Below are 14,949 nucleotides of genomic sequence, written 5' to 3' on the forward strand. Positions count from 1 at the left end.
TTATTCGCTGTCGGGGCTGCAGAACATATCGTAAAGAACAGCGATCACCTGCGCCGCGCCGTCGTTGTTCAGCGAGTAATAGATGGACTTTCCGTCCCTGCGCGTTGCAACAATGTTTTCAGCGCGTAGGCGCGCCAGCATCTGACTGACTGCAGCCTGACGGATACGCAACAAGGCCTCCAACTCACCCACGGATTTTTCGCCGTCGGCCAGATGGCACAAGATCATCAACCGACCCTCATGCGCGAGCGTTTTCAGAAACGCAGAGGCCCGAGCCGCGCTTTCTTTCATTTCAGATAGCGCAGCTTCGGTTTGTTCGGTTTGGTCGTCTTCGAGTGTCACGCGTGGCCTGTTTAACACCTATTGGTTGGGTCAATGTGCCCCAAGACCTATTGGGTTGTCACCCCTCGGTTGCAGGGGCACCACCTTGAAAGGCGTTTCCGTTCACGTAATCACAGGGCTCTTCCTGCATCTGCAGATGCAGGCCGTCACCGTTGAAAGGGTGCGCCCGTGCAAGATCTTCGTTCACCTCGATACCAAGGCCGGGTGCGGTCGGCGCAGGGACAAATCCCGCCTCAACCTGCAAGGAGCTGTTGATGAGTTGATCGTGAAACGCCGTGTCTATGGTCTCAAGCAGCAGCAGGTTGGGGATGGACGCGGCTAGATGGATATTCGCGGCCCATTCAACCGGACCCGCGTACAAATGTGGGGCCATCTGGGCGTTGAAGACCTCGGCGATGGCGGCCACTTTCTTCATCTCCCAAATGCCGCCGGCACGCCCCAGCGCGGGTTGCAGGATCTCCGCCGCCCCAGCTCGCAAAACGGCAGAGAATTCGGCCTTGGTCGTCATCCGTTCACCGGTTGCGACCGGGATCCGAACGTTTCGCGCGACGCGGGCCATGTCTTCGATCATGTCCGGGGGGGTCGGCTCCTCGTACCAAAGCGGTGAATAGGGTTCAAGCGCCTGACCCAACCGGATTGCGCCCGCGGTGTTGAATTGCCCGTGGGTGCCGAACAGCAGGTCGGCTTTGTCGCCCACGGTCTCTCGGATCGCTTTGCAGAACGCAATAGACATCGAGATATCGGACATCGCAGGCATGTGCCCGCCCCGAACAGTGTAAGGCCCGGCGGGGTCGAACTTGACGGCTGTGAACCCGCGCCGGACCATTTCGGCGGCACATTCGCCCGCTTGTTCAGGCGACGTCCAGAAATCGTTCAGATTATGTTGGGGCAGGGGATACAGATAGGTGTAGGCCCTTATGCGTTCGTTCACCAATCCGCCCAGCAAGGCGTAGACCGGGCGATCGCGATCCTTGCCCAGGATGTCCCAGCAGGCGATTTCCAGTCCGGAAAACGCGCCCATGACCGTCAGATCGGGACGCTGGGTAAACCCGCTGGAGTATGCTCGGCGGAACATCAGCTCGATGTTTTCGGGGTTCTCTCCCAGCATGTGCCGTTCAAACACGTCCCGAATGACATGGCGCATCGCCTCGGGGCCAACCGAGGATGCATAGCATTCCCCCCAGCCCGTGATCCCAGTATCGGTCGTGACTTTGACCAGGATCCAATACCGCCCGCCCCATCCGGGCGCAGGAGGGGCGGTGACAATGATGTCGAGGTCTTGCAGTTTCATCAGGTGGTCTCCTGCCCTGCCGGGTTAATCCCTGTCGAAAACGATCACGTTACGCTTGGCGGATCCGGTTTTGGTGTCCTCGATCGCTTCGTTGATCTGCGACAGCGACCACCGGCCCGAGATCAGTTCATCCAGTTTCAGGCGTCCCTGATCATAAAGGTCGATCATCCACGGAATATCCCGCTGGATGACAACATCGCCCATTTTTGATCCGATCAAACCCTGACCCAGCGCCGCCAGAACTACCGGCTCGTAGCTTGCCATATCCCCTGAGTGGGGCATTCCGATCATTACCGCCTTACCACCCGGACCCAAATAACGAGGGGCTTGGTCGTAGGCAGGAATCGCGCCGACGGTGATCAAAACGGCATCTGCGCCGCGACCCCCAAGCGCCTTGTAGGCGGCCTTCCAGGGCGCTTTCTGATCGGCCAAAACGCCGTGAGTCGCGCCAAATTCCTTGGCAATGGCCAGCTTCTCTTCGGTCATATCCACGGCCACAATGCGGCGTGCACCGGCGATGCGGGCGCCCTGAATTGCGTTCAGCCCGACACCTCCAGCACCGATCACCACCACATCCTGACCGGGCCGCAGCCCGGCGGCATTGACGGCGGCGCCGACGCCCGTGATCACACCGCAGGACAGCAGGCTGGCAACGTCTTTGGGCAACGTCTGTGGTATTTTGACAATCTGCCGGTGGCTTACCACAACTTTTTCTGCAAAAGCTCCGCAGGCCATTGCCTGCTCCAGTGGTCCGCCATCTGCTGTGCGCAACGGCCCGTTGACCTTGTCATAAGGCGTTTCGCAGACAGTTGGTTTCCCCCCCGCGCAAGATGGGCACGAGCCACATGCCCGGATCAGGGTAACGACAACCGGGTCCCCGACCTGAAATTCACCTGCCGAGTCTCCGACCGCTGTGATAATGCCCGCAGCCTCGTGCCCGTAGACGGCAGGAAGGTGTCCGCCCCACGCACCACCAGCAAATGATATGTCCGAATGGCAAATTGCCACTGCATCCAACGTCACCTCGACCTCATCTGACTTGGGCGGTGCGATTTGAATGTCTTCGATGACCAGAGGTTCGCCGAACGCCCGGCAAACGGCGGCTTTGATGGTTTGCATGCTGTCCCTCTCTCGCTTTGCGCCACGGTGGCGCGCTTATGGGGGCACTGCAAGGCAGAATCCGTCAAAGGGATGTCGTAGTTATGCCATGACCCCACGTGAACGGGAAAACACAAGAAGACAGATCACCATCATGACGAATGCCAAGAGGAATGGTGCGCCCGGCAAGTAGATCGCCGCGTCGGGCTTGATGAACTGGGCGAACACGCTGGTCATGAGCAACGGTGCGATGACCATCGACAAAGCGTGCAAGGATGTCAGTACACCCTGCAGTTCACCCTGTTGCGAGTCGGGCGTCTTGCGCGACATCAGGGCCTGCAGGGCAGGGGTCACAACCGCTCCGATGGCGGTGATCGGGATCAGCATCAAGGCAATGATCCCATTGGTCAGGAAGGCCAGAAGAAAAAAGCTAAACAGCTCGAACCCCATGCCGTAGATGATTGTGACGCGTTCCCCCAAATACTTGGTTGCGGGACGGATCAGGCCGCCCTGAACGGCCGCCATGCCGATCCCGTAGACGCCTAGTGACAGGCCGATCATTTGTGGTGACCAGCCGAACCGTTCGGTTGTGAAATACGCCCAAATTGCCGGGTAGACATAGATCGATATTGAGTACAGGAGATAGACCCACAGCATCGGCCGGATCCCGGGCAACGCGGCAATCGCGCGCAACGAGTTCACTGGGTTTGCCCGCCTCAGGCTGAAGGCCCGGCGCGTCTTGTCGGTGACCGTCTCGGGCATGACACATACACCGATGACGAAGGCCAGGGCAGACAAACCCGCCGCAGCCCAAAACGGTGCACGTGTGCCATATTCGCTCAGCAGCCCTCCAAGTACTGGGCCAAAGACAAACCCGACGCCAAATGCTGCGCCCAATAGGCCAAAGTTTGCAGCCTTTTCGTGGGGTTTCGACACATCCGCCATGAAGGCCGCCGCCGTTGCATGCGTGGCAGCCGTAATGCCTCCGACGATGCGTCCGGCCAACAGCAACCAGATGCTGCCCGCAAGCGCCATGACAACATAGTCCAGTGACATGACGAACAGCGAGACCAGCAATACCACCCGTCGCCCGTAAGCATCCGAAAGGTTACCCAGAACCGGTCCGAACACAAATTGCATGGCGGCAAACGCGGTGCTGAGGATGCCACCCCAGATCGCAGCTGTCGCCAATGTGCCGCCCTGAACCTCGACGATCAGTTCCGGCATGATAGGCAGGACAAGGCCGATGCCCATGGCGTCGATCATGACCGTGAGAAGGACGAAGAAAAAGGGAAGACGCATTTGAACCGCAAGGATGATAATTTGGGCGGACCTTATCCGCAGACGATGCGGGTTGAAAGGGATGCGCTCAGACTTGTGACCCTGGCAGGTCTTTTGCGATTTTGTCCAACAATTCAGCCAGTTTTTGCGGTTGTGCAAAGAATGGGGAATGCGACGTGCCAATCGTATGCCGCATCGCTTCGGGGGCGCTGCGGCTCATTTGTTCCTGGTATTCGGTCGGGATCGTCCGGTCATCGGTAGTCCGGATGTAGGCCCTGGGAACACGGTCGAATTTGCCGGTCAGGGGCAAGGGGGTGTCCTGTGGTGCGATGGCTTGCGGGCAAAGCCGCGCAAACGCGAATGGCACAGTTTCCGGTGGGCAGTCGTGGTAAAACAGGTCATGCACCTTGCTTGGTACAACCGTATACGAAAGGCCGTCGGTTGATTTTTCGACCGCATCATGGATTGTCTGCCGGGGTGATCGTTTGCGCATTTCAACCATCGAAAGACCATCCTGCGGGACGTAGGCGGCAAGGTAGACAAGGGCGCGCATGGCCTCCGGTGCGGCTTCGGCTGCGGCACTGATCGGGTAGCCACCCCAGGAATGACCGACAATGATTGTATTGGGCGAGGTCGCACCCAAAATTGTGTCGCGACAGCTGTCCAGCGTCACATCGGCAACGGGCGTCGGATCCGATCCGTGGCTGGGCAGGTCAATGGCACGTACCTCATGCCCCAGCGCTTCCAACGCCGGGATAAGGTCGCGCCAACACCAGGCACCGTGGCAGGACCCATGGACTAACAGAAGATCGGCCAAACCAAGGCTCCTTCAAACATGTCCGATTTCCGTCAGAAAGCTGTGCAGCAATGCCGCGTATTCTGCCGGCTGTTCCACACAAGGCAAGTGCCCAGCGCGTCGCATCAGCTCGAACCGAGAGCCGGGGATCAAGTCAACGGTTTCCCGCACAAGATCCGGTGGGGTCGATCCGTCCTCGCTGCCGGCGATGCCAAGGGTCGGCAGGCGTAGGCCACTGGTGGGGGTGTAGAAGTCTGTGCCAGAGATTGCCGCGCAGCAGCCCAGATAGCCATCCACTGGCTGGCGCACCATCATGTTACGCCAAATCAGATGCTCGGGTGATGCGCGAAACGCCTTTGAAAACCAGCGCTCCATGGTGGCATCCGCTAGGGCTTCGATCCCGCCCTTTTGTACCGCGTCCATGCGGTCCTGCCAGATCGAAGGAATACCGATCTTGGCTGCCGTGTTGGACAGCACCAAGGCGCGAACCTGATCCAGACGTTTTACGGCCAGTCCTTGCCCGATCAACCCGCCGATTGAAAGGCCGACAAACACGCAATCGCGCACCTCCAGGAAATCAAGCAGACCTTCCGTATCGCGCACGAGGGCGCCCATCGAATAAGGTGCCGGTGGTCGAGAGGACAGGCCGTGCCCGCGCTTATCAAATCGGATGATGCGCAGCCCGGCAGGCAGGTGCGGCAGCAAATCGTCCCACAGCCGCAGGTCGGTTCCCAATGAATTGGCAAACACAATCGGCGCGCCGTCTGGATCACCATCGACCCGATAGTGGATTTGAACGTTTCCAATGTCTGCGATCTGCACGACTCAATCCCCTGGCGTCATACGCCCAAATGTCAGGTTGCCCCAGCCTAAACGACTTGTCAGGTCAGGTATTCCAGCGCTTTTCCAAAGACTTCGGGGTCGGCGTTGCCGCCCGATGCTACTACGATCACAGTGTCGCCCTCGATTTCTTCGGCGCGGAAAAGGGCTGAGGCCAGCGATACTGCCCCGCCTGGTTCCAGCACGATCTTGAGGCGCAAAAACGCCTGCGCCATGGCGCGAAGCGCGTCTTCCTCGGACACCGACAAGCCCGGACCGCACAGCCTATTCAGGATCGGAAAGGTGATCTGGCCCGGTTCCGGCGTCAGGATCGCATCGCAAATGTTGCCCGATGCGGCGTTGTTGCTTTGAATATGCCCGGTTGCCAAAGACCGTTTGACGTCGTCGAACCCTTGGGGCTCGCACGGGCGAGCCCGCAGCCCCGGCGCGTGGCCTTCCAGCGCCAGCGCAATGCCTGAGGTCAACCCGCCGCCGCCGCAGCACACCAGAACATCTGCCTTTTCGAAACCCAAATCGGCCGTCTGCCGCGCCAGCTCCAACCCGACTGTGCCTTGTCCTGCGATGACCTGAGGTTCGTCGTAAGGCCGGATCAGGGTCAGACTGCGTTGGGACGCCAGCGCCTCGCCAATTTCTTCGCGGCTTTCGTTCGCGCGGTCATACAGAACGACCTCGCCCCCCAGCGCGCGGCTGTTGTTGATCTTTAGCTGCGGTGCGTCAGAGGGCATGACGATGACCGATGAAATCCCATGCTGTGTGGCCGCATAGGCCACGCCCTGCGCGTGATTGCCCGAAGAATAGGCAATCACGCCGCGTTGTCGTTGCGCGTCGCTGAGCGCCGAAATGGCCGACCAGGCGCCGCGAAACTTGAAGCTGCCGGTGTGTTGCAGGCATTCGGGTTTCACCAGCACGCGGCGGCCCGCGATTTCGTCCAGAAACGGCGAGGTTAGAATCGGTGTCTCGCGAACATGCCCTCTAAGGCGCTCGGCGGCGGCCTCGATCATTTCAAGTGTGCTCATGCGGTGACTAGTACCTTGCGAATGAGTTCTACTGACTGTGGTTCATCCAGAAACGGGGGATGACCACGGTCGGGTATTTCTGCCGATATAAGATCAGGGTGGCGGTTGTGCATTTCAGTCAGCGTGTCTTTGCCCAAAATATCCGAATTTGCGCCGCGAATGACGCCGGTTGGAATGCTCTGCAGTGCTTCAAACAGGGGCCACAGATCAGGGGCGGGCCCTGCAGCGGCCTGTTCCAGAAGCGCTGTACGCAGCGCAGGATCATAGCAGAGGGTCAGACCATCTGGCGTTTCGTCGAATTGGACTTCCGCCTGCTGTCGCCAACGCGCTAGTGACACGCCGGGAAATTGGGGCCCCAAGACGTGCTGCAACGCCCGAGCCGCCAAATCATGTGTTTTGGAAACGGGCTGCTTGCCGACAAATTCCATGATCTTGGCGATACCCGATGGTTCCAGCACCGGGCCAACATCGTTCAGGACAACACCCAACAGCCGTTCGTGATGGCTGGCGGCAAGCGCCATGGCAATCAGTCCCCCACGCGACGTGCCTATGACATTCACACGGTCCAAACCAAGATGGTCCAGCAACTCGATCGCGTCTTGAGATTCGCGAAGGACGTTGTAGTTCATGAAGTCCGGGTCATGGTCCGAGCGTCCGCGACCACGGTAATCCATCGCAATTACCCGCATGTCGCCCAGATGCGGCGTGAGGAACGAAAAATCCTTGCTGTTGCGGGTTAACCCGGCAAGGCAAAGGACAGGTGTACCAGAGCCGGTGTCCTCGAAAAAAAGAAGCCTGTCATCTGACGAAGTGAAAAATGCCATTAAAGTCCAGCCAGTTGCGGAATCGTCGTCAGGTCGGACAGTACATGCGCAGGTTTCCATGGCAAGCGGTCCATCGGCTCCCCGGCGCGATTGACCCAGGCGGTTACAAAGCCATACCCGCTGGCACCAGCCGCGTCCCAGCCGTTTGAACTGACGAACAGCACCTCGTCGCGGGCGCAGCGGAAACGCTCTTGCACAAGGTCGTAGACACGCGAGTCCGGTTTGAACACGCCGACGCTTTCCACCGACAACACATCGTCCAAAACCTCTCCGATACCCGCAGACTGGACCGCGCCGTCCAGCATCGGTGGTGAGCCGTTCGACAAAATCGCTGTTTGCAATCCACCCGATTTCAATGCGCGCAGCATTTCCGGAACTTCCGGATAGGCCTGCAATTCCCAGTAGAGATCCAGCAACCGCTGCCGCAGGGTGGCGTCGCCGTGCAGCTCAGTCGCCTCAAGCGCCCAGTCGAGGCCATCCTGTGTAACATCCCAGAAATCCGCGTGAGCATCCGTGACCGCGCGCAGCCAAGTGTATTGCAGCTGTTTCAGGCGCCAATGATTGGCAAGTTCGGGCCACTTTTGCTGCAGTTTCTCAAAGCCCGGTTCCCCGGCTGCTTGCCGCGCGGCGGCGGCCACGTCGAACAGCGTTCCATATGCATCAAAAATGCAGGTTGTGATTGGCATCCGGTCCCCTCCTGATCGTCCGGCGCAGGTTTGCACAACAATAACGGGCATGAAAGAGGGTGGGGTTTACAATGTCGTGTTACCTCCTAGGCTTGGCCGCTAAACCCCAAATGAGGCCGGAGACCAATATGACCGAAATCAAACAAGGCGACACGGTTCGCATCCATTACACAGGAACGCTGTTGGACGGAAACGTCTTTGACAGTTCCGAAGGACGTGACCCGCTGGAATTCGTCGTTGGCACGGGCCAGATTATCCCGGGTTTGGATTCGGCGATGCCGGGTTTGAACATTGGGGACAAAAAGCGGGTCGAGATCGCCTGCGTTGACGCCTACGGTCCGATCAACCCCGCGGCGCGCCAGCAAATCCCGCGCGAAGGCATTCCGGACGATATTCAGTTGGATCCCGGCACTCAGTTGCAGATGCAAACGCCGGACGGACAGGCCGTTCCGGTAACGGTGGTTGAGGCTGACGAAGCAACCGTCACGCTGGATGCCAACCATCCATTGGCCGGTCAGGATCTGATTTTCGATATCGAGGTCGTTTCGATCAACTGACCCATGAAACGAGTTGGATCAGCCTGATATGAGGCTGATCCAGGCTTTAACGGTTTCCCGCATCTGCGGCTGTGTGAAAAACACAAACAACAATAGGGTGGTCAGGGCCAATAACGCGACGAGACCACGCGTGCCCAGAAACCCGGATCTGCGGCGTGACCGGATGCTGCGAGTGTTGCTGGTAAGGATATGTTCGGCTTTGCTCATGCCGATATCCCTGCCCGTGAAAGATGGTGAAATCTTGGCGCGGGCAGGGAAAGTTCAGGTCACATGTGATCAGGCTGCGGCATGCCCAGAACGTGGAAGCCGCCATCGACGCGAATGATCTCGCCCGAGGTGCATGCGCCCGCGTCTGAAGTGAGGTAAACCGCCGTACCGCCAACAGCCTCGAGCGTTGCGTTCGAGCGCATGGGCGCGTTCTGATCGCAGAACTTGTAAGTCTTGCGGGCACCGCCGATTGCGGCACCTGCCAGCGTCTTCATCGGGCCGGGCGAGATCGCATTAACGCGAATGCCTTCCGGGCCCAGATCGTTGGCCAGATAGCGGGTCGCCGATTCCAGCGCGGCCTTGGCCACACCCATGACGTTATAGTTCGGCACAACCTTGTTCGATCCCTGATACGTCAGGGTCAGCAGCGTGCCGCCATTCTCTTGCATCAGCGGATAAGCGCGGCGCGCGACCTCGATGAAGGAATACGCCGACACGTCCAGCGAGTGCTTGAAGTTGGCACGCGTGGTGTTCAGAAAACGTCCCGTCAGTTCGGATTTGTCCGAATATGCGATCGCATGAACCACGAAGTCGATGGTGGGCCAGCGCGCGCCAAGCTCTTCGAATGCGCGATCCAGCGAGGCGTCATCCGTGACGTCCGCGTCCACCATGAAATCACTGCCCAGGCTTTGGGCCAACGGCTCAAGACGTTTACCGAACGCCTCGCCCTGATATGTGAATGCCAGTTCGGCACCGGCCTCATGCATGGCCTTGGCAATGCCCCACGCAATCGAGCGGTCATTGGCCACGCCCATGATCAGGCCGCGTTTACCTTTTAGAAGATCCGACATTACATTCACCCGTTATACTTCGACAGGATCATGGACCCGTTGGTGCCGCCAAAGCCGAAGCTGTTGGTCATCACACTGTCCAATCCTGCGTTTTCAACTACTTGAGTTGCAATTTCACCGGGCAAGATGCCTTCGGCAAGCGTGTCGACATTGATCGACGGCGTAATAAAATCATTGTCCAGCATCAGCAGGCAGAAGATCGTCTCAAGCGCGCCTGCCGCACCCTGTGCGTGTCCGGTCATCGACTTGGTCGATGAGATCGGGGGCACATTGCCTTCACCAAAGATGCGGCGCACGGCTTCAACTTCGCCGACATCTCCAACCGGGGTCGAGGTGCCATGGGCGTTGATATAGCCGACTTTGCGCCCTTCGGGCATGGTCGACAGAGCCAGACGCATCGCGCGCTCGCCACCTTCACCGGACGGGGCCACCATGTCGTGGCCATCCGATGTGGCCGCATAACCGGTCACTTCGGCATAAATCTTTGCACCGCGAGCCAGCGCGTGCTCCAGATCCTCTAGAACGACGATCCCGCCGCCGCCCGAGATGACGAAGCCATCACGGTCCTGGTCAAACGCACGCGACGCTTTGTCCGGCGTGTCATTGTATTTGGATGACATCGCACCCATCGCGTCGAACAGGCAGGACAGTGTCCAATCCAGCTCTTCTCCACCGCCAGCGAACATGACGTCCTGCTTGCCCAGCATGATCTGTTCGGCTGCATTACCAATGCAATGCAGCGAGGTCGAGCAGGCCGAGGTGATCGAGTAGTTGATGCCCTTGATCTTGAACGCGGTCGCAAGGTTGGCCGAGATCGTCGAACACATGCATTTTGGCACGGCGAACGGGCCGATACGCTTAGTCGCACCAGTTTTCAGGACTGTTTGATGCGCTGTTAGCATTGCGCTGGTCGACGGACCGCCGGAACCGGCAACCAAACCGGTACGCGGGTTCACGACCTGGTCTTCTGTCAAGCCCGCGTCGGCGATAGCCTGGTTCATGGCGATATGTGCGTATGCTGCACCGGGACCCATGAAGCGAAGGGTACGCTTGTCTACATGCTCAGCCGGATCAATCTTGAGCGTTCCGGCGATTTGGCTGCGAAAGCCGTGTTCGACCATCTGCTCGTTGGCCTCGATGCCGGACTTTCCGGCCTTGAGAGAGGCCATTACTTCCTGGGCATTGTTCCCGATGGAGGACACAACCCCCAAACCGGTGACAACTACTCGACGCATGTGCGTGCTCCTTATTTCGGGCCGGTCAGGCTCAGGCTTCGGACAGAACGACTTTCATGTCTTTGACATCGTAAATCATTTCACCGTCCGCTTCGACGATACCATCCGCCACACCCATGGTCAGACGGCGGGTCTGGATCGCTTTTTTGAAGTCGATCTTGTAGGTCAGCATCTTGCGGTCGGGGCGGACCATGCCGGTCAGTTTGACCTCGCCGACGCCTACGGCCATGCCGCGTCCCTGCCAGCCACGCCAGCCCAGGTTGAACCCGGTCAGCTGCCACAGGCCATCCAGCCCCAGACAGCCGGGCATGATCGGGTTGCCGGGGAAGTGGCAATCAAAGAACCACAGGTCAGGGGTGATGTCGAATTCAGCCAGAATATGGCCTTTGCCATGCGCGCCACCATCGGCCGAGATGTCGGTGATCCGATCCATCATCAGCATCGGAGGTGCAGGCAATTGCGCATTGCCGGGGCCGAATAATTCGCCACGGGCGCATTTCAGCAGATCGTCCTTGTCAAAGCTGCTCGGGAATTGGGCCATTCTGCCGCCTCTCCTGCCAGGGGTCCGTTCGTTATATCTGGCCTCGTCTAGCACCCGTATGCAAGGTCCTGCAAGAGCAGCACGTCACATCCTGTTGTGCAGACGGCATTCTTTGCGAATGAATTTCATTTGAAATTACCCGAACACAGCACCTATATATGGTTCAGCAACAATTGGGTTTCGGATTGATGACACCTCAGAGCCAGAACAGAGCCACAGATTGGTTGGTTGACGCGGGGCTGCGCCCAACGCGCCAGCGTGTCGCTTTGGCCGAGCTTTTAGTCGGCGATGGTCGCCATCGGCATGTCACTGCCGAAAGCCTGTTTGAAGCGGCCAAAAAGAATGGGGACGCCGTATCTCTGGCAACGGTCTACAACACGCTGCGCGCGTTTTGTGAGGCCGGGGTTCTGCAGGAGATCACGGTTGATGGTTCGAAAAGCTATTTCGATACCAATACCCACGATCATCCGCATTTTTTCTGGGAAGACGAAAGCCGCCTGAGTGATGCGCCGTCGGATCAATTGGTGATTCAACGCCTGCCCGAAGCGCCCGAGGGCGTTGAAATCGCGTCGGTCGACGTAGTGATCCGTCTGCGGAAAAAGTAACTTAGACTAAAAAATCCATCAGAATCTGTTCCGCCTGTGCAATGTGCGGCTCTGTTGGGCCGGTGCCATGGCGCGCTAGAACCACAGGTTCCGCAGCGATGTCATCCAGGATTCGGCGACTGACCAGGGGCATTCCGTCATAGCTGACGTCCGAGGGCGGGGTGGCATAGCTGATCGCAACCCCCTCATGATGAGCGGCAAGACTGCGTTGGATTTCCAGCGTTGCCGCTCGGTGTGCCACTGCAGGTCGCAATCCGATCTGCCGAAACAACCCAAGCACGTGCTGTGATGAGAGGCCTTCGTTTGACAGGATCAGCGGATGGGCGGCCAGCTCGCTCAGCGAAACAGACGGCGCGCGTACCAATGGGTGGTTCGGGGCCATGATGGCGTTTGGCCTGCTGGGGAAAAGGGTTAGCTGTTGAAATCCGGCATCCATGCTCAGGCTGTAAGTCAGCGCCAAATCTATTCGCCCGTCGATCAGGTCAGATATCAGCCCTTCGAATCCATCCACCTTGTACGAGACGGTCAAATCCGGCAGTGCCACGCGCAGCGGGAGCAGCGCCTTGGCCAGCAAAAAAGGGGCCAAATCCACGAAACACCCCAATCGTAACTGTGCCCTGGTTGCACTGACTTGATCCGCTTTCTCAAGCCGGGCCGCATTGGTCAGCAAGTTTTCCGCGTCTTCGATAAATCTGCGTCCTTGCGGGGTCAGCGCCAGCGCGGCCCCGCGTTTTCGCGAAAATAGCGGATGGCCAAGATGCGATTCGACGCGCGTCAGGGCGGTGGACAGCGCCGGTTGTGACACGTTCAGCTGCTGCGCGGCGGCAGACAAGCTGCCGAAGCGGCCGATAGCACAGACATATTCGTATTGGCGAAGTGAAATATATAACATGAAATTAAACCTACCTTAGAAAGATATTATTTGAACAGAGGGGTCATCCATGTGCAGATCGTCGTACTACCGGCACGGAGACAGACATGATGCACCCCATGGTTACTCACGAAATGATCGACACCTATCAACGGGACGGCGTAGTCCTGATCAAAGGGCTATTTGCCGATCACGTTGAGGCCCTGCGCGAAGGGGTGGCAGCGAATATGGCGGATCCCGGACCTTATGCATCCGAGAACAAGAAAAAAGGCCAGACGGGTCGGTTTTTCGACGATTATTGCAATTGGTCGCGCATTGAACAATTTCAGACGGTCATTCACGAATCCCCGGCGGCAGAAGTCGCGGCAGATTTGATGCAGTCGGATACAGTGCAGATGTTCCACGACCACGTTTTGGTCAAAGAGCCCGGAACCTCGATGGCGACGCCGTGGCATCAGGATGGTCCGTACTACTTTGTCGAAGGGCAGCAAACGATCAGCTTTTGGTCGCCACTTGATCCGGTCACGCAAGCCACGCTGCGCTGCGTGGCAGGCTCGCACCGGTGGGAGAAAGAGGTCTTGCCGACCCGCTGGGTTTCGGAAGATGGGTTCTTTCCTGACGAAGGCCAGTACATCCCGGCCCCGGACCCCGATGCCGAAGGGATGCGGGTTGTCGAGTTCGAGATGGAGCCGGGCGACGCGGTTGCCTTCAACTATCGCACGCTTCACGGCGCGCGGGGAAATCAATCTGACAGCCGCCGTCGCGCGTTTTCACTGAGGTTGGTTGGTGACGATGCGCGTTATGTCGAGCGGCCAGGACGAACATCTCCGCCGTTTCCGGGGCATGACATGGTGCCCGGCCAGCGCCTGCGTGAAGATTGGTTTCCAATGTTGTTGAAACGGTGATCAGACACCGAAAAGGTCAAAGAGACGGGTCAGAACCACTGGCCCGTTTCGATCAACCCCATCTCAAGCAATTGATTTGACGACCATTCGAACGGAATCGAATTGCGCCAGCGGAATGTCGGAATGTCAAAAGTAGATCCTGCGTTGGTTTTCAAGGCTTTGGCTGCCCGGAACGAGCACACCGCAGCCGTTAGGTTGTGATGCCACGGGCAGGAATACGTGTTGTATTCTTCGTCGTTGAACGTGTGATCCGGTCGCAATGACAATCCTTGTTTGGATTTGAATAGGGCGATCCGATCAATTCGGCGGCTTTGTGCGGGAACGTGTTCCTCGAACCGCCATCGCAAACCACCAGACATATCCAGCTGGCGCTCCTTCGGGTGCTTTATTGAATCCAGCCGCGCCTGGGCAAAATACCCGGTGCGATCCATCATCGCGTGTTCAGGTGCCACGCCGTTCGGGAATTCGTTCAGATCCTCGGCATAAAGATCGACAACATGGCTCAGCATCGAGTCGCGGCGCTCTTCGGTATGAAACGCCAGCATCTCACCGATGGAACGCGTCTCGCAAAAGGGAAAAAAGAGGTACTCGGCGTTGAAGCAGTAATACATCCACAAACTTGGCGCCGCCTGAATGATCTTGTTGATCGTCTCAAACACGACGGTGCGCGGGACGCAGCTGAGAGAGACGCGGTGAACTTGATCCTCAAGTTCGGCGTCCAGCGCAAATTCCTGCGGCATGAACACGATCAAGGACTTGAAGCCCAGATTCAGATGGTGACGGATGGTGCTATCAGTTTCGACGTCATCTTCGACAAAAACCAATGCGAGGGGTCCCTTTGCCAAAGCGGCCTTGCCCGTTTGCAGGAAAGAGTCGAGAGATTCGTATTGCATTGCCTGTCCGCTGCCGCCTTGCTGGAGTTTCGGGTCAAAATCGGGTAATCGCGTCGCCATTGCAAGCGGCGTTCGTAGGGTATAGACGACGCCGATCCCGCGAATGCAAA

General features: G+C 58.3%; 18 protein-coding genes. 3 read left to right on the plus strand and 15 right to left on the minus strand.

The window, feature by feature from the left end; genetic code table 11:
* The 9 genes from DK510_RS13505 to DK510_RS13545 all read right to left on the minus strand — a co-directional run bounded on the left by DK510_RS13505 (position 1) and on the right by DK510_RS13545 (position 8,174).
* Entirely contained in the window at positions 1-291 is a 291-nt protein-coding gene (locus DK510_RS13505; protein WP_058273231.1) for a helix-turn-helix transcriptional regulator, read from the minus strand.
* A gap of 109 nt (positions 292-400) precedes the next feature.
* A complete protein-coding gene (locus DK510_RS13510; RefSeq protein ID WP_109312542.1) occupies positions 401-1,633 on the minus strand; it encodes a mandelate racemase/muconate lactonizing enzyme family protein in 1,233 nt (410 codons plus the stop codon).
* A gap of 24 nt (positions 1,634-1,657) precedes the next feature.
* On the minus strand, positions 1,658-2,752 hold the full coding sequence (locus tag DK510_RS13515) for a Zn-dependent alcohol dehydrogenase (RefSeq protein WP_109312543.1): 1,095 nt from the start codon (positions 2,750-2,752) through the stop codon (positions 1,658-1,660).
* Between the two features lie 81 nt (positions 2,753-2,833).
* Positions 2,834-4,033: a TCR/Tet family MFS transporter gene (locus DK510_RS13520; protein WP_058273145.1), complete on the minus strand. Its 1,200-nt coding sequence runs from the start codon at positions 4,031-4,033 to the stop codon at positions 2,834-2,836.
* A gap of 67 nt (positions 4,034-4,100) precedes the next feature.
* Complete coding sequence (locus tag DK510_RS13525; RefSeq protein WP_109312544.1) at positions 4,101-4,829, minus strand: alpha/beta fold hydrolase; 729 nt, start codon at positions 4,827-4,829, stop codon at positions 4,101-4,103.
* A gap of 12 nt (positions 4,830-4,841) precedes the next feature.
* Positions 4,842-5,630, minus strand: coding sequence for a 3-oxoadipate enol-lactonase (gene pcaD, locus DK510_RS13530; protein ID WP_109312545.1), 789 nt, complete (start codon positions 5,628-5,630; stop codon positions 4,842-4,844).
* A gap of 59 nt (positions 5,631-5,689) precedes the next feature.
* The gene (locus DK510_RS13535) at positions 5,690-6,664 is read right to left on the minus strand and encodes a threonine/serine dehydratase (protein WP_109312546.1); all 975 of its coding nucleotides are present in this window, start codon (positions 6,662-6,664) and stop codon (positions 5,690-5,692) included.
* Positions 6,661-7,488, minus strand: coding sequence for an alpha/beta fold hydrolase (locus tag DK510_RS13540; protein ID WP_109312547.1), 828 nt, complete (start codon positions 7,486-7,488; stop codon positions 6,661-6,663). Before DK510_RS13540 ends, DK510_RS13535 begins: the two co-directional genes overlap by 4 nt.
* Entirely contained in the window at positions 7,488-8,174 is a 687-nt protein-coding gene (locus DK510_RS13545) for a haloacid dehalogenase type II (RefSeq protein WP_109312548.1), read from the minus strand. Before DK510_RS13545 ends, DK510_RS13540 begins: the two co-directional genes overlap by 1 nt.
* A gap of 128 nt (positions 8,175-8,302) precedes the next feature.
* On the opposite strand from DK510_RS13545, the gene DK510_RS13550 reads away from it, so the two are divergent.
* Entirely contained in the window at positions 8,303-8,731 is a 429-nt protein-coding gene (locus tag DK510_RS13550) for a peptidylprolyl isomerase (protein WP_109312549.1), read from the plus strand.
* A gap of 18 nt (positions 8,732-8,749) precedes the next feature.
* On the opposite strand, the gene DK510_RS13555 is transcribed toward DK510_RS13550, so the two are convergent.
* Genes DK510_RS13555 through fabA form a run of 4 tightly spaced genes read right to left on the minus strand, consistent with a single transcriptional unit; the run spans position 8,750 to position 11,565 of the window.
* A complete protein-coding gene (locus DK510_RS13555) occupies positions 8,750-8,938 on the minus strand; it encodes a hypothetical protein (RefSeq protein WP_109312550.1) in 189 nt (62 codons plus the stop codon).
* 59 nt (positions 8,939-8,997) lie between these two features.
* Positions 8,998-9,789, minus strand: a complete 792-nt coding sequence (locus DK510_RS13560) for an enoyl-ACP reductase (RefSeq protein WP_108860946.1) — start codon at positions 9,787-9,789, stop codon at positions 8,998-9,000.
* Positions 9,790-9,794: 5 nt separating this feature from the next.
* Complete coding sequence (fabB, locus tag DK510_RS13565; protein WP_109312551.1) at positions 9,795-11,024, minus strand: beta-ketoacyl-ACP synthase I; 1,230 nt, start codon at positions 11,022-11,024, stop codon at positions 9,795-9,797.
* A 31-nt stretch (positions 11,025-11,055) separates the two neighbouring features.
* Positions 11,056-11,565: a bifunctional 3-hydroxydecanoyl-ACP dehydratase/trans-2-decenoyl-ACP isomerase gene (gene fabA / locus DK510_RS13570; protein ID WP_058279458.1), complete on the minus strand. Its 510-nt coding sequence runs from the start codon at positions 11,563-11,565 to the stop codon at positions 11,056-11,058.
* Positions 11,566-11,753: 188 nt separating this feature from the next.
* On the opposite strand from fabA, the gene irrA reads away from it, so the two are divergent.
* Entirely contained in the window at positions 11,754-12,170 is a 417-nt protein-coding gene (irrA, locus tag DK510_RS13575; RefSeq protein ID WP_109312620.1) for an iron response transcriptional regulator IrrA, read from the plus strand.
* 1 nt (position 12,171) lies between these two features.
* On the opposite strand, the gene DK510_RS13580 is transcribed toward irrA, so the two are convergent.
* Positions 12,172-13,062 (minus strand): LysR family transcriptional regulator, encoded by an 891-nt coding sequence (locus DK510_RS13580; protein WP_109312552.1) that lies wholly within the window; start codon positions 13,060-13,062, stop codon positions 12,172-12,174.
* Positions 13,063-13,148: 86 nt separating this feature from the next.
* On the opposite strand from DK510_RS13580, the gene DK510_RS13585 reads away from it, so the two are divergent.
* Positions 13,149-13,946 carry a phytanoyl-CoA dioxygenase family protein gene (locus DK510_RS13585; RefSeq protein WP_109312553.1) on the plus strand — a complete coding sequence of 266 codons (798 nt, stop codon included), beginning with the start codon at positions 13,149-13,151 and terminating at the stop codon, positions 13,944-13,946.
* A gap of 29 nt (positions 13,947-13,975) precedes the next feature.
* Here DK510_RS13585 and DK510_RS13590 read toward each other — a convergent pair whose 3' ends face one another.
* Positions 13,976-14,839, minus strand: a complete 864-nt coding sequence (locus tag DK510_RS13590; RefSeq protein ID WP_109312621.1) for a hypothetical protein — start codon at positions 14,837-14,839, stop codon at positions 13,976-13,978.
* Positions 14,840-14,949 lie beyond the last annotated feature (110 nt).

The sequence above is a fragment of the Ruegeria sp. AU67 genome (genome assembly GCF_900312795.1).
GTDB classification, from domain to species: domain Bacteria; phylum Pseudomonadota; class Alphaproteobacteria; order Rhodobacterales; family Rhodobacteraceae; genus Ruegeria; species Ruegeria atlantica.

Coding starts and splice junctions, on each gene's coding strand:
- DK510_RS13585 (WP_109312553.1), top strand. CDS start 13,149: ATGATGCACCCCATGGTTACTCACGAAATGATCGACACCTATCAACGG.
- DK510_RS13580 (WP_109312552.1), bottom strand. CDS start 13,062: ATGTTATATATTTCACTTCGCCAATACGAATATGTCTGTGCTATCGGC.
- DK510_RS13590 (WP_109312621.1), bottom strand. CDS start 14,839: ATGCAATACGAATCTCTCGACTCTTTCCTGCAAACGGGCAAGGCCGCT.
- DK510_RS13545 (WP_109312548.1), bottom strand. CDS start 8,174: ATGCCAATCACAACCTGCATTTTTGATGCATATGGAACGCTGTTCGAC.
- DK510_RS13560 (WP_108860946.1), bottom strand. CDS start 9,789: ATGTCGGATCTTCTAAAAGGTAAACGCGGCCTGATCATGGGCGTGGCC.
- DK510_RS13550 (WP_109312549.1), top strand. CDS start 8,303: ATGACCGAAATCAAACAAGGCGACACGGTTCGCATCCATTACACAGGA.
- DK510_RS13520 (WP_058273145.1), bottom strand. CDS start 4,033: ATGCGTCTTCCCTTTTTCTTCGTCCTTCTCACGGTCATGATCGACGCC.
- DK510_RS13510 (WP_109312542.1), bottom strand. CDS start 1,633: ATGAAACTGCAAGACCTCGACATCATTGTCACCGCCCCTCCTGCGCCC.
- DK510_RS13515 (WP_109312543.1), bottom strand. CDS start 2,752: ATGCAAACCATCAAAGCCGCCGTTTGCCGGGCGTTCGGCGAACCTCTG.
- fabB (WP_109312551.1), bottom strand. CDS start 11,024: ATGCGTCGAGTAGTTGTCACCGGTTTGGGGGTTGTGTCCTCCATCGGG.
- fabA (WP_058279458.1), bottom strand. CDS start 11,565: ATGGCCCAATTCCCGAGCAGCTTTGACAAGGACGATCTGCTGAAATGC.
- DK510_RS13505 (WP_058273231.1), bottom strand. CDS start 291: ATGAAAGAAAGCGCGGCTCGGGCCTCTGCGTTTCTGAAAACGCTCGCG.
- DK510_RS13555 (WP_109312550.1), bottom strand. CDS start 8,938: ATGAGCAAAGCCGAACATATCCTTACCAGCAACACTCGCAGCATCCGG.
- DK510_RS13535 (WP_109312546.1), bottom strand. CDS start 6,664: ATGAGCACACTTGAAATGATCGAGGCCGCCGCCGAGCGCCTTAGAGGG.
- irrA (WP_109312620.1), top strand. CDS start 11,754: ATGACACCTCAGAGCCAGAACAGAGCCACAGATTGGTTGGTTGACGCG.
- DK510_RS13540 (WP_109312547.1), bottom strand. CDS start 7,488: ATGGCATTTTTCACTTCGTCAGATGACAGGCTTCTTTTTTTCGAGGAC.